The sequence below is a fragment of the Streptomyces sp. BE20 genome (assembly GCF_036322525.1).
Classification (GTDB): Bacteria; Actinomycetota; Actinomycetes; order Streptomycetales; family Streptomycetaceae; genus Kitasatospora.
The window spans coordinates 126207-139886 of the sequence record NZ_JAQYWW010001203.1 but is presented as its reverse complement, the minus strand read 5'-3'; the positions used below and the strand labels follow the sequence as shown (position 1 = coordinate 139886).

The 13680-nt window shown below is 73.3% G+C and carries 11 protein-coding genes; 7 read left to right on the top strand and 4 right to left on the bottom strand.

Translation table 11 applies throughout. The features are described 5' to 3' along the window. Positions 1-141 precede the first annotated feature (141 nt). From PUR61_RS39265 to PUR61_RS39240, 6 genes are all read left to right on the top strand, one after another. Positions 142-2820, top strand: a complete 2679-nt coding sequence (locus PUR61_RS39265) for a hypothetical protein (protein ID WP_329884714.1) — start codon at positions 142-144, stop codon at positions 2818-2820. A gap of 165 nt (positions 2821-2985) precedes the next feature. Beyond that, positions 2986-4005 carry a phosphate ABC transporter permease subunit PstC gene (gene pstC, locus PUR61_RS39260; RefSeq protein ID WP_329884713.1) on the top strand — a complete coding sequence of 340 codons (1020 nt, stop codon included), beginning with the start codon at positions 2986-2988 and terminating at the stop codon, positions 4003-4005. 143 nt (positions 4006-4148) lie between these two features. Beyond that, positions 4149-5396, top strand: coding sequence for a phosphate ABC transporter permease PstA (gene pstA / locus PUR61_RS39255; RefSeq protein ID WP_329884712.1), 1248 nt, complete (start codon positions 4149-4151; stop codon positions 5394-5396). Between the two features lie 38 nt (positions 5397-5434). Then, the gene (locus tag PUR61_RS39250) at positions 5435-7369 is read left to right on the top strand and encodes a phosphate ABC transporter substrate-binding protein PstS (protein WP_329884711.1); all 1935 of its coding nucleotides are present in this window, start codon (positions 5435-5437) and stop codon (positions 7367-7369) included. Continuing rightward, positions 7366-8310 carry a class E sortase gene (locus PUR61_RS39245; RefSeq protein ID WP_329884710.1) on the top strand — a complete coding sequence of 315 codons (945 nt, stop codon included), beginning with the start codon at positions 7366-7368 and terminating at the stop codon, positions 8308-8310. Before PUR61_RS39250 ends, PUR61_RS39245 begins: the two co-directional genes overlap by 4 nt. Positions 8311-8510: 200 nt before the next feature. Then, positions 8511-9287: a phosphate ABC transporter ATP-binding protein gene (locus PUR61_RS39240; protein ID WP_329884993.1), complete on the top strand. Its 777-nt coding sequence runs from the start codon at positions 8511-8513 to the stop codon at positions 9285-9287. Between the two features lie 191 nt (positions 9288-9478). On the opposite strand, the gene PUR61_RS39235 is transcribed toward PUR61_RS39240, so the two are convergent. The 3 genes from PUR61_RS39235 to PUR61_RS39225 all read right to left on the bottom strand — a co-directional run bounded on the left by PUR61_RS39235 (position 9479) and on the right by PUR61_RS39225 (position 12007). Next, entirely contained in the window at positions 9479-10312 is an 834-nt protein-coding gene (locus PUR61_RS39235; RefSeq protein ID WP_329884709.1) for an HAD family hydrolase, read from the bottom strand. A 171-nt stretch (positions 10313-10483) separates the two neighbouring features. Further along, entirely contained in the window at positions 10484-11470 is a 987-nt protein-coding gene (locus tag PUR61_RS39230; protein ID WP_329884708.1) for a hypothetical protein, read from the bottom strand. Positions 11471-11551: 81 nt separating this feature from the next. Then, positions 11552-12007 (bottom strand): hypothetical protein, encoded by a 456-nt coding sequence (locus tag PUR61_RS39225; RefSeq protein ID WP_329884707.1) that lies wholly within the window; start codon positions 12005-12007, stop codon positions 11552-11554. Positions 12008-12175: 168 nt separating this feature from the next. On the opposite strand from PUR61_RS39225, the gene PUR61_RS39220 reads away from it, so the two are divergent. Further along, on the top strand, positions 12176-12352 hold the full coding sequence (locus PUR61_RS39220; protein ID WP_329884706.1) for a hypothetical protein: 177 nt from the start codon (positions 12176-12178) through the stop codon (positions 12350-12352). 66 nt (positions 12353-12418) lie between these two features. Here the strand turns inward: PUR61_RS39220 and PUR61_RS39215 are convergent, their stop codons facing one another. Beyond that, positions 12419-13660, bottom strand: coding sequence for a hypothetical protein (locus tag PUR61_RS39215; protein WP_329884705.1), 1242 nt, complete (start codon positions 13658-13660; stop codon positions 12419-12421). Between the last annotated feature and the right edge of the window lie 20 nt (positions 13661-13680).

Below are 13680 nucleotides of genomic sequence, written 5' to 3'. Positions count from 1 at the left end.
CCTCGTGCCGCCCTCGTGTGCGGCTCGCGATTCCCGGAGGTACCCGCCATGAGAATCCGCGTACCCGACCCGAGAGAAAGAGGGCGGTGGCGCCGGCGACTACCCTCGCTCACACTCGTCCTCGCCGTGGTGGGTGCCCTGGTGACGGTGCCGATCGGGCTCGGCACCGCCCCGCAGGCCCTGGCGGCCTCGGCGAAGACGGTGACCGGGCCGAAGGTCTGGATACCGGGCGCGGAGCCGGGTACGGGAACGTACGGTTCCAACGGGAGCGTCACCGTCTCGCAGACGGAGAGCCTCACCGACCAGGTGATCCAGGTCTCCTGGAGCGGTTTCACGCCGAGCGTGCTGAGGACCGGGGAACAGGCCACGGCCGTGCAGCAGAACTCCGACCAGGTGATGTACCCGGTCCGGATCTACCAGTGCCGCGGGACCGACCCGAAGGTCATGGACTGCTACGGCAGCACCATGTTCGGTGCCGACCCGGCGGCCGGCTTCGAGCAGAAGTACCCCCCCCAGGGCACCACCGCCCCCGACCTGCCGAGCAACATGGCGATCGCGGTCACCGGGGCGGACGGCTCCGGTACGGCGCCGATCGAGGTGCGGTCCTCGCGGTTGAGCCCCTCGCTCGGCTGCGACGCCGCCCACCCCTGCTCGATCGTGGTCGAGGCCAACTACGGCGGCGATCCGCTGGACCTCTACGGGATGCGGAACGGCCAGCCGGACTGCGCCGACCACACGATCGACAACGACGGGGCGATCTTCTACACGGCCACCGACGTGATCATGACCGGGTACGAGAACCCGTTCACGGGGATGAACGGCAACGAGCAGTGCGCGTGGGCCAACCGGGTCGTCATCCCGCTCACCTTCAACGCCACTCCCGAGGACTGCGGCGTCCGGGCCAACGACTTCGTGGTGTCCGGCCTTGAGATGCTCAACCGCGCCATGCAGCAGTGGATCACGGGGCTGTGCCTCGGCAAGACCCCGCTGACCGTCCAGTACTCCTCCGGTGGCGGCGAGCCGCAGGCCCGGCAGTCGTTCCTGCGGGGGACCCGCGACGTCGGCCTCACCGCGATCCCTGACCGGGATCCGCCGACGCGGCCGTACGTCTACGCGCCGCTGGCGACGACCGGGATCTCGGTGGCCTTCCTGGTCGACTCGCCGACCGGTCGGCAGATCCGGGACATGAAGCTCAACGCCCGGCTGGTCGCGAAGCTGCTGACCCAGAGCTACCGGGCCCCCGGGATCGAGATGCCCACGGTCGGCAACAACCCGAACTGCATCTTCGCCGACGAGGAGTTCCGCTCGCTGAACCCGCTGCCCCCGACGAGCGGCCTCGCCTGGCCCGAGTGCGGCGGCGGCCCGGAGAAGTCCCTGCCGATCGTGCTGGGCACCTCGACCGACCTGACCTACCAGCTGACCTCTTGGATCGCGAGCGACCCGGAGGCGGCGCGGTTCCTGGAGGGCGAGCAGGACCCCTGGGGCACCCGGGTCAACACGCGCTACATGCGGCCCGAGTTCGGCGGCTACCCGACCGACCAGCTGGTCCGGGAGGACGACAGCGGCGGGGTGGAGACGCCCGGAGGCACGCCGCTGCCGGATCACGTGAAGCACTGGAAGCAGTTCGAGTGGAACCCGCTGCAGACCAGCCTCAACCAGGTGCTGCGGTTCATCCAGCAGGGCCAGGTGACGGCCAAGCAGGCCAACCCGGACGCCCAGGGCAACCACCCGTCGTTCTACCCGCAGGTGATCGGCGAGCGGATGCTGTTCGCGATCCTGGACAGCGCCCAGGCGAAGGCCTACGCGATCCCCGAGGCCTCGCTCAAGAACGCGGCCGGTGCCTTCGTCTCGCCGTCCCGGGACACCCTGCAGTCCGCCGTCGCGGACATGCCGGTGGACCCCGCGACCGGGACGCAGCTGCTGCCCTACGGCGCCGCGGACAGCGCCTACGCCCGTGACCAGCGGGCGTACCCGCTGACCACGGTGCAGTACGCGATGGTGCCGACCGGCGGTGTGCCGGCGGAGAAGGCGGCGGCGATCGGGACGTTCCTCAAGACCGTCACCGACACCGGCCAGCTGTACGGCGTCGAGCCGGGCCGGCTGCCCGAGGGCTTCCTCGCGCTGACCAAGGAGCAGCGGGCGCAGGCCCAGGACGCGGTCCAGCACGTGACCGCGCAGGACGGCAAGTGGCCGGGCAACCAGAAGCCGCCGACCACACCGGGCGGCGGGGAGAACCCCTCCGGGACCGGTGGCACGGACGGCGGGGCCGGGACGACCGGCGGCACGTCGACCGGTGGTACTTCGACCGGCGGCAGCTCGGGCACGGGCGGCACCGGCACGACCGGGGGCACCGGCACGACGGGCAGTACCGGGACGACGGGTACGCCGGTGACGGACGGCAGCGCCTCGTCCTCCGGTTCGTCGGGCACGTCCGGCACCTCGGGCACGTCCGGCGGCTCCGGCACGTCGGGGAGCTCCGGCACGTCGGGAGGCGTCGGCGGCTCGGCCACCGGCGGTTCCGGCGCAACGGCGGGCGGCGCGCCCGCTCCGGCGGCGACCGCACCGGCCGCCGCCAAGCCGGCGCCGAGCGCCGCACCGAGCCAGAACAGCGGGCCGCTCGCGGCGGCGCCGGTGGCGGCCGGTTCGCCGTCGGCGGACCGCTCGGGCAGTGCCCGGCTGCTGCTGCCGATCGCCCTGATCGCCGGCCTGGTGCTGCTGGTCGGCGGCCCGGCGGCGCTCGTTCTGGGCGGTACCCCGGCCGGCGCGCGGCTGACCGCCGCCACCCGCGGGGTCTGGGCGCGGATCCGCCGCAGCCCCTGACGCCGCCCGGTCGGTGAGGACTCGGCGGGGCCGCCGTCCCGGCCCCGCCGAGTCCGCTTCCCGTCGCCGGGCGCCCTTCCCCGGGGAATCGCGCCCGGCGTTCTCCCCCGACCACCGTGATCCCTGGACCGAGCAGTTCCCACCGAGTGCGCCGGAGAGCAGACCATGACAGCCGCCGCCGAGCCCGCGGCACCGTTCGCCGAGGCTCCACGCCAGCCCGACCCCGACGTACCCCGCACCATCACCGCCCCCGCCACGCCCGGCGACCGGGTGTTCCGCGGCATGCTGCGGACCGCGGGCCTCTCGGTCTTCGTGATCATGGGGCTGATCGCGTTCTTCCTGATCCTGCGCGGCGCCGATGCCCTGCGCGTGGTCGGTTTCGACTTCTTCACGGAACAGAAGTGGCAGACCCAGGCCGGTAACTTCGGCATCGCGGCCGTTCTGCCGAACGGCATCCTGATCGCCGTGATCGCGCTGGCGATCGCCGTTCCGGTCGCCATCACCACGGCGGTCTTCATCTCCGAGTACGCACCGGTGCGGCTGCGCGCGACGCTGATCTCACTGGTCGACCTGATGGCGGCGATCCCCAGCATCGTCTACGGGCTCTGGGGGCTGTTCTTCCTCCAGCCGCAGATCATCGGGCTCGCGCGCTGGGCCTCCAACCACCTCGGTGACGTGATCCCCTTCCTCAAGGTGCGCACCGGAGACATCGCCACCTCCTACACCTCGTCGACCTTCGTCGCGGGCGTGGTGGTCTCCCTGATGATCATTCCGATCATCATCTCGCTCAGCCGTGAGGTGTTCTCGCAGGCCCCGCAGGGCGAACGCGAGGGCGCGTACGCGCTCGGATCCACCCGCTGGGGGATGGTGCGCACGGTGGTCCTGCCGTTCGGGCGCGGGGGTGTGATCGGGGCCGTGATGCTCGGCTTCGGCCGCGCGATGGGCGAGACCATCGCCGTCGCGCTGATCATCTCGCCGAGCTTCAAGACCATGACCCACGTGCTGGAGAACGGCGGCAACTCGATCTCCGCGCTGATCGCGCTGCGGTTCGGCGAGTCGGACAGGCTGGCTCTCTCCGCGCTGATGCTGGCCGGCCTGGTCCTGTTCGGGATCACCCTGCTGGTCAACGTGGCGGCGAGCTTCGTGATCTCGCGCTCCCGTTCCGGCTCGGCGACGGTGGACTGAGCCGTGGCCGACCAGAGAAGCACGACCGACCGGGGGCGGCCGCCCCGAAAGGGCGCCGCGGCCGACCAGGACCCCGGGGCGGGCCGGAGCACCCGCCGCCGGGCCCGCCGACCGCTTCCGCTCCGCCGTGAAGGGACGCACCGATGACCACCCTCGACAGGCCGCCCGCCGTGGCACCCGCGACGCCCCTGCCGGACGAGCCGCACGCCGAACCGGACCGGAAGGACCTGCGTCCGGAGCGGAAACTGAAGCTCGGCGGGACCACCCGCGACGACTTCTTCACGATCGCCGGCGCGCTGGTCGGCGCGCTGGGACTGGACTGGGTGCTGTACGAGCGGGTGCTCCCGTTCAGCGGCGCCCTGGGCTTCCTGTTCTGCTGGTACGTGCTCTTCCTCGTCGGCTACTTCCTCCTCGGCCGGATGCAGTGGGGCCCGCTCCTGGTCCGTGAGCGACTGGTGGCCGTGGTCGCCTGGAGCTCCGGCCTGTTCGTCGTCGGGCTGATCGCCGACCAGATCGGCTACGTCGCCTCGAAGGGGTTCGAGGCGGCCCAGCACACCAACTTCTTCACCGAGACGATGGTGAGCACGGCCTCGCTCTCCCCGATCACCTCCGGCGGCGCACTCCACGCGGTCGTCGGTTCGCTCGAACAGCTCGGCCTGGCCACGCTGTTCGCCGTTCCGCTGGGCATCGCCGCAGCCGTCTTCATGTCGGAGATCGGCGGCCGGCTGGCCCGTCCGGTCCGGACGCTGGTGGAGGCGATGACGGCGCTGCCGTCGATCGTCGCGGGCCTCTTCATCCTGGGCGTCGTCATCCTCACCTTCGGGTTCGAGAAGAGCGGTTTCGCGGCCTCCCTGGCGCTGATGGTGATGATGATGCCGATCGTCACCCGGGCCGCCGAGGTCGTCATCCGCCTGGTGCCGGGCACCCTGCGGGAGGCCTCGTACGCGCTCGGCGGCAGCCAGTGGCGGACCGTCTGGAACGTCGTGCTGCCGACCGCGCGGCGCGGTCTGGTGACCGCCGTCGTGCTGGGCATGGCGCGCGCGGTGGGCGAGACCTCGCCGGTCCTGCTGACGGCCGGTTTCACCTCGCGCCTCAACGCCAACCCCCTGGAGGGGCAGCAGATCTCGCTGCCGCTCTACATCTGGAGCTACGTCAAGCTGCCGGTCCCCGAGATGACCGCGCGCGCCTTCGCCGCCGGTCTGACCCTGATGGCGGTGGTGATGATCCTCTTCGTCACCGCGCGTCTGCTCGGCGGTCGCGGCCCCGGAGAGATGAGCCGGCGCCAGAAGCGCAAGCTCGCCCGCGCCGCCCAACCCGCTCGGGCCCCCCGGCCGGAGCAGCCCACCCCCGCCCACCTCGGCGGTCCCGTCGTCGCCACCGTGGAGCACTGATGTTCCGATTGACCACCCTCAGTACCGGAGGAGTTCCCATGTCGCGGGAGGCCGAACGCCGCCCCCTGGCACGCCCGTTGGCCGTGCTGATGTCCACCCTGCTCGCGGCCGGCTCGCTGCTGCTGGGGCAGGCCACCCCGGCGCACGCGGCCGTCGCGCTGACCGCCAGCGGCTCCAGCTGGGCGTACCCGGCGATCGACCAGTGGCGCCAGGACGTCGGGCCCCAGGGCATCCAGATCGACTTCAGCGCCGTCGGCTCGGCCCGCGGCCGCCAGGAGTGGTCCATCGGCCAGAACGACTTCACCGCCTCCGACGTGCCGTTCCGCACCAAGATCGACACCGGTGCGAGCGAGGAGGTCCTGCGCAGCGGCGGCGGCGGCGTGGAGAACCCGGTGTACGGCTACTCCTACGTCCCGATCACCGCCGGTGGTACGGCGCTGATGTACAACCTGAAGATCGGTGGCAAGCAGGTCCGCGACCTGCGGCTCTCGCCCCAGACCATCATGGACATCTTCACCAGCAAGATCACCAACTGGAACGACCCGAAGGTCACCGCCGACTACGGCAGGACGCTGCCCAACCTGCCGATCACCCCGGTGATCCGTTCGGACGGCTCCGGCGCGACGGCCCAGTTCACCCGGTGGATGAGCCACACCTTCCCCGCCCAGTGGGAGGAGTACTGCAAGTCCGTCAACAAGGTCTCCTGCGGTGAGTTCACCGAGTTCTTCCCGCCGTCCGGCCGGATGACGGCCCAGAACGGCTCGGACACGGTGGCCGGCTACATCAAGGCCAGCTCGGGCGACGGCACCATCGGCTACGACGAGTACGCGTTCGCCAAGCGCAGCGACTGGCCGGTGGTGAAGGTCCTCAACCCGGCCGGCTACTACGTCCTGCCGACCGCCCCCAACGTCGCCATCGCGCTCACCGCCGCGAAGATCCGCGGTGTCGACGACAACACCTCGCCGGACGACCCGAACTACCTCCAGCAGAACCTGGACGAGGTCTACACCAACTCGGACGCCCGCTCCTACCCGCTCTCCAGCTACAGCTACCTGGTGGTGCCGCGGGCCAACTCCCTCAAGGCGCTCCCGCGTTTCAGCAACGACAAGGGCGGCGCACTGAGCAAGTTCCTCTCCTACGTGCTCTGCCAGGGCCAGGGCGAGGCCGACGACCTCGGCTACTCGCCCATCCCGCGCGGCCTGGTCCGCGGCGGACTGCTCCAGGCCCAGCACATCCCCGGCAACGCCAGCCCGGTCGACCCCAACACCCTCTCCAACTGCAACAACCCGACCTTCAACGCCGCCGGCCGGCTGACCATCCTGGACAGCGCGCCGCAGCCCAGCGCCTGTGACGCCAAGGGCCAGCCGCTGGACTGCAAGATCGTGGACGGCAAGCCGTCGACGGGCGGCGCCGGCAGCTCGGGCGGCAGCTCCGGCGGGGCCGCGGCCACCGGCGGCGGCGCGGCAGCGGGTGGCACCGCCGCCTCGGGCGGCGCGGCGGCGACCGGCGGCGGCGCGGCAGCCACCGGCTCCACCGGGACCACCGGCAACAAGGCAGGCACCGGCAAGACCGGCAACACCCAGACACCCGGCTCCACCGGCGCGGGCGGTGCGGCAGCGGGCGGTGCGGCAGCCGGCGGCGCCGCGGCCACCGGCGGTGCGGCGGCCACCGGCGGCACGGGCGAGGTCGCGCCCGGGGATCCCGCCGCGGCCGCCGACCCGAACGGCGCTCCGGCCGAGGGCGAGGCCGCGGCCGAGGACGTCGTCGACCCGCAGACCGGTCAGGTGGTCGCGCGCGGCCGCGGCGGTGCCGCCACCGAGGTCGCGGCCAACGTCGTGGAGGTCGGCGGCCGCCCCGAGGACTGGACGCTGAGCACCCTCACCGCGCTCGAACTGCTCGCCGTGGTGATCGTCCCGCCGCTGCTCGGACGGCGCCTGCTGCGCCGTCGCGCGAACAACGGCGGCCGGTCATGACGGCCCCGGCGCTGGAGAAGCCGACGGCCCCGGCGCAGCCCGCGCCGGCCCCGGCCGTCGAGCCGGACATCCCCGGGACCGCGCCCAAGCCGGACGGGCCGGACGGGCCGTCCGGCCCCGGGCGGACCGCAGGGCGGATCCGGTTCCTCCAGGGGGCCTGGGCGGTGAGCCTGCTGGCGGCGCTCACCCTGGGCTTCGTCGGCTACCTCTTCACCCTCTCGCACGTCCAGGAGAAGCACTTCCAGTCGACCGCCTACAAGTCCTTCCGGGACCAGCTGGCCAAGGCCACCGCCCCGACCGGCGCGGCCGGGAACGGCGATCCGGTCGCGCTGCTGGACATCCCGGCGATCGGGCTGCACCACGTGGTCGTGGTGGAGGGCACCACCGGCCGGGACCTCATGCGCGGTCCCGGCCACCGGCGGGACACCGCGCTGCCCGGGCAGACCGGCGTCGCGGTGCTCTTCGGCCGCGGCGCGACCTTCGGGGCGCCGTTCGCCGAACTGACCAAGCTCCGGGTCGGGGACAAGATCGAAGCCACCACCGGGCAGGGCAAGTTCACCTACACCGTCAACGTGTACGGCGACGAGGACCACCCGATCGCGGACCCGGCCCGCAACCGGATGGTGCTGGTCACCGGGGACTCCGACTGGATCCCGCGATCGACGGTGATGATCGGCGCCCGGCTGGACGGCGAGCCGCAGGCCAACCCGGGCGGCCGGCCCCGCACCGTGCCCTACGACAAGGCGCTGGCCGCCGACAAGGGCGCGCTGGCCACGCTGCAGCTGTGGACGCTCGGCCTGCTCGGCGCGGTGGTCGCCGCGATCGTGCTGGCCCGGTACTGGCACCGCTCGGCGGCCTACCTCAGCCTCGCGCCGGTGGTCGGCGCGCTGCTCTGGGCGGTCTACGAGAACGCCGCCGCCCTGCTGCCCAACCTCTACTGACGCGCGCCCGGAGGACCGTACCGATGACGGATGCACCGATGACCGACGTACCGCCCGGCCAGGCCACGGGGGCCGGACCGTCCGAGACCACGATCACCCTTCCCGCCGTCCCGCCCGGCCCCGGCGCGTACGCCGGGTACGAGGGGCAGCAGCTGCTGTACCCGCAGGACGCGCACTACGAGACCCACGGCGAGGAGCCCGTGCTGGCCGGGCTGGAGACCCGTGACGTCTCCGCCTGGTTCGGCTCCCACAAGGTGCTGGAGCGGGTCTCGCTCGCCATGCCGGCCGGTGAGGTGACCGCGCTGATCGGCCCGTCCGGCTGCGGCAAGTCCACCTACCTGCGCATCCTCAACCGGATGCACGAGATGATCCGCGGCGCCGCGCTCTCCGGCGAGGTGCTGCTGGACGGCGACGACGTCTACCGGCCCGGCCGGCGCCCGACCGAGGTCCGCCGCCGGATCGGCATGGTGTTCCAGCGGCCGAACCCGTTCCCGGCGATGTCCATCCAGGACAACGTCTCCAGCGGGCTGAAGCTGGCCGGCATCAAGGTCGCCAGGGACGAGCGCGAGCACCTGGTGGAGACGAGCCTGCGCCGGGCCGGCCTCTGGGACGAGGTCGCCAGCCGGCTGCACACCCCCGGCGGTTCGCTCTCCGGCGGACAGCAGCAGCGCCTCTGCATCGCACGGTCGCTGGCCGTCTCGCCGGACATCCTGCTGATGGACGAGCCGTGCTCGGCGCTCGACCCGACCTCCACCCGGCGCGTCGAGGAGACCATCGCGGAGCTGCGCGGGCGGCTCACCATCGTGATCGTCACCCACAACATGCAGCAGGCGCAGCGGGTTTCGCAGTCCTGCGCGTTCTTCCTGGCCACCCACGACACGCCCGGCCGGATCGTGGAGGCCGGTCCGACCGAGCAGGTGTTCCAGAACCCGCGCGACCAGCGGACCTCGGACTACGTCAACGGGCGCTTCGGGTAGTCCCCCGGAGCCCTGCGGAAGTCCCCTGCGGGGGGCTTCCCGCGGGAGTCGCTCGTGCACCGGCCGGCGGGTCCCTTCCGCCGGCCGGTGCGGTCGTTCGGGGGCCCGGACGACCGCTCGGCGGGCCGGGGACGGTGGACCGGTGACGGTGACGGTGGCCGGGGCCGGCGGTGGGGACGGTCGGGCCGGGGTCAGCGTCGGGGGTGGTCGAGCAGCTGCTCCAGCACCGCCGCCACACCGTCCTGCTCGTTGCTCACGGTGTGCAGCGGCACCGCCGCCAGCACCTGCGGATGGGCGTTGGCCACGGCGTACGCGGTGCCGGCCCAGGCGAGCATCTCCAGGTCGTTCGGCATGTCGCCGAAAGCCACCACCTCGCTCCGGTCGATCCCGCGCGCCGCGCACCAACGAGCCAGCGTGCTGGCCTTGGTGACGCCGGGCGCACTGATCTCCAGCAGCGGGATCGGCGCCGAGCGGGTGATCTCGGCCAGGTGGCCGGCCGCCTCCCGGGCCTCGCCGAGCAGCTTGTCCGGGTCCAGGTCCGGGTGCTTGGCGAGCAGCTTGAACAGCCCCTGCACCGCCCCGCCCGTGCCCAGCAGCTCCTCCGCCGGACCGATCGGGTGGTTCTCGTCCTGGCCCCACATCCGGACCTCGTACCCGGGCTCGCGGGCGAACCCGGCCGGGTACTCGAAGGCGAACGCGGTGCCCGGGAGCTTCTTCCGCAGCCGCTCGACCACGGCGAGCGCGGCCTCGGCCGCCAGCGGGAACGACTCCAGCAGCTCGCCGCGCCGCACGTCCACCACCGCGCCGCCGTTCGAGCAGATCGCCACCCCGTGGCCGCCGATGTGCGTGCTCACCTGCTTCATCCAGCGCGGCGGGCGGCCGGTCACGAACACCACCTGGACCCCGGCCGCCTCCGCGGCTGCCAGGGCGGCGGCGGTGCGCTCGGTGACGGTTCCGCCCGAGCAGAGCAGGGTGCCGTCCAGGTCGGTGGCTATCAGCCGGGGAGCGGTGCGCGGTGTGGTCACCGGTCCATCTTCGCCCACCGGTGCCGGGAGGTCACCGGCGCGGGGGCCGATGTGGCCCTCGTCGCGGTGACCTCCCGGCGTCCGGGTGTCCGGCCGTGCGGTGGGTGGCGCCGTGCTGTCGTGGTGCCGTGGTGCCGTGGCGCCGTGGTGCCGTGCGGTGCCGCGGCGGTGCTACGCCACGGTGAGGGTCAGGCCGGCGGTGTGCAGCTGCCCGCCGGTCCGGAACTGCAGGAAGAGCCGCCAGTCCCCGGCGGCCGGCATCTCGGCGTGGAACGTCAGCGTCGGGCCGCCGGTGCCGTTCGCCTCCGTCCTCGTCTCCGGGTGGAGGTGGGCGAAGGCCTGGTCACCGGCGCGGAACGCGGTCAGGTGGGCGAAGGTCTCCAGGTACGGCTGGAGGTCGGTGACCGGGGCGCCGTCCCTGGCGAAGGTCACCTCCAGCTCGCCCGCCCTGCCCGCGACCGGGGAGCCCTCGACCGTGACGGTGTACCCGTCCACCGTCGTGGTGCCGGTCGCGGCGGGCAGCCCGGCGGCGGCGTCGGCGCCCTCGCCGGGGACGGTCACCGTCCGGCTGAGCACCAGGCCGCTGCCGCTGCCGGGGCCGCTGTCCGGGACGAACGAGGCGTACGTCCGCCAGGTGCCGGGGGTGAGCGCGGCCAGCGGGGTGGTCCAGGTGCCGTCGGCGGCCATCTCGGGGTGGAGGTGCTGGAAGCCGGTCAGGTCCGACCGGACGGCGTAGAAGTGCATCCGCTCGGTCTGCTCGGTCCGGTAGGCGGTGAGCCGGGTGCCGTCCGGCGCGGTGACGGCGAACCGGTACGCGGCGGGGGTCCCCGCAGCGAGCGTCCCGGTGTCGGAGGTGAGGCGGTAGCCGTTCCGCTCGGCGGACGGGGCGGCCGTCGTGGGGGTGGAGGAGGCGGCCGGCTCCGGCACGGCGGGCACGCCGTGGCTCTGGTGGGCGCCGGTGGCGGCGGCCGTGGTGGTGGTACCGGCGGTGGGGGCGGCGGCGGCCGTGGTGGTGCCGTGCGCCGCCCCGCCGTGGTCGGTCCCGCTCGTCGCGGCGGAGCCGCAGGCGGTCAGCGTGACCGCCAGGGCGGCGGCGCCTGCGGCGAGCGCCAGGGCGCGTGCGCGGGGGCGGGCGTGCGGACGGGAGTGGTGAGTCATCGTTCGAGGTGTCTTCCGGTGTGTGCGGGCAGGACGCGGCGCGCCCGGGCCCCGTCGACGGGGAGCCCGGCGCGGGCCCGGTCAGGTCCGGGAGACGCACACCTGGGAGAGCAGCCGCCGTCCGGCGGGCGGAGCACGCGGACCGTCGGCCCGCCGCCCGCGCGGCCCGTCCGGCGGGCGCAGCGCGATCAGCACGACGGCCGCCCCGGCCGACAGCGGGGAGGCGGGCAGCCCGGCGCCGTCCCGGTCGCGGGCGGTGACGCAGGACGCCGCCTGCGGCGCGTCCCCGTGAGCCGTTCGCGGCCCGGCCGCCCGGGGGTCGCTCCCGGGCGGCCCGTCGGGCGCGTCCGGCGCGTGGTGGTGCCCGGCGACCGTCGGCACCGAGGGCGCGGCCGGCGGGTGGCAGCCCCCGGCCGCCGTCGGCGAGCCGTGCATCAGGAACAGCCCGGCGAGCAGCGCGCAGAGCAGCAGCGACCGGGCCACGGCCCCGTGCCGCACCCCCGCCCGCACCCGCGCCCGCCCACCGTCTGCCGTCACGCGCCCGAGAATACCCCCGGCCGGTATTCGGCCGCCGTAAGCACGCGCGGCGCGGCCACGTTTCGGTCCCCGCTGCGCCAGTTCCGGCCGATTCGCCTGTTCCCGGGGTGTCCCGCCCCCGCTGACCGGGCAGGACTCTCCACGGCCACCCCGTCGGCAGGAAGAGCCATGCCAACTCGCCAGCTTCGAGACGAGCGCCCACCGACCACTCCCGAGGAGGACCCGTCGCCGTCCCGCGAACCGGTCCTGATCGGCGACATCCTCTTCGAGACCCTCACCGACCTCGCCCGCCGCGGCACCCCGACCACCCCCGTCCGCCTCCCCGCCCAGCGCCCCCACCCCTGACCCCGCAGGCCCGACTCGGCGGTGGCGACCACCTCACGTCGCACTGGCATCGGGCGCGCCGGCATTTCACCCCGACGAGGGCGTCGAGGGGCGCCGCGCCCTGGTGAACCTCTGCCGTCCGGTGCCGGCGGCGAGCTCGCCGAGGCGCTCGCCGATCACTGAGACGCCAGGACGGGGCTCCCGTTCGTAGTACCAGGGCTTGCGTCGGCGCAACAGGTCTTCACCGTGCTCGCTCCAGGTGAACCCGGGCTTTCGCAGCAGCTTCCGGAACACCGCGTCGACCGTCTCCGGGTGGGCAGCGGCCAAGCGGCGGATCGGCAGCGGCGCGATCGACTCCTCGCGCAGGTAGGCGCGCAGCACGTCCTGGTACTGACGGCGACCCGCGCGGGCCGGGTCGCCGAAGAGGCTCCGCAGCATCCCGTAGTCGGCGTAGAAATTGAGTCCGTCGACCTCGTCGTAGATGACGCCGACCGTGTCCGAGTCCGCGAGGGCTCGCGGCAGTGAGAAGGCCGGCAGATCGATTCCCGGCAACCGCCTGCCCCGGGCCCGCTCGGGCCGCTCGGCGACGGCGGCCTCCTGGCGGTGCCGGTAGTAGGCGTTGAGACGCTCTTCGACCTCGGCCGGCGGAAGGACCAGCTCGTCGCTGCCGCAGAACGAGATGAACGCGGCCCGGTCCTCCCGCATCGACGCCCATCCCTGCTCGATCTTCTCGGGGTTGCGGAAGACCAGTTCGGGGTGGCCGGTCGCCAACTGCAGGGCGGCCCGGGCGATGTCGGCGGCGCTGGACCTGGGGTAGTACGACATCGCCCCGGAGATCAGCCACGTCCCGTCTGCCGAGTGGACGGGCACCACGCACGCGAGGAGGAATCCGCCCTTCGACACTCCCCGGAACGCCGCCCGCCCGACGTTCGAGTACGTGCGGTACTCCAGGTCGTCGACCAGGTTCAGCAGGACGACGGCGTCCCCGTCCTTGCACCGGACCTCGAAGACGCCCTCGACCGGGTCACGCCAGCCGAGCAGCATTGCCCGGTCGGCCTCGGTCAAGTCCCGCCGTCCGGCGACGAACCGGTCCACCACGGTCGAATCGTCCGGCAAGCGGTACCGGAGGATGAAGTGGTCGATGATCCTGATCGCCGCGCCCTCGTCCAACTGCCCTTCGGGGCCCGCTGCCTCCAGTAGGAGGGGGTTCAACCACCGGTCGAAGCGCGCGCTCCGGGCGAAGACGACGAGGTCGCCCTTGAGTTCGGAACTTCGCTCGATCAGACCTCGCAACAACGCCTCGTCCTCACTCCGTACAACAGCAGTCATGTCATGGTCTGACCTGCGGG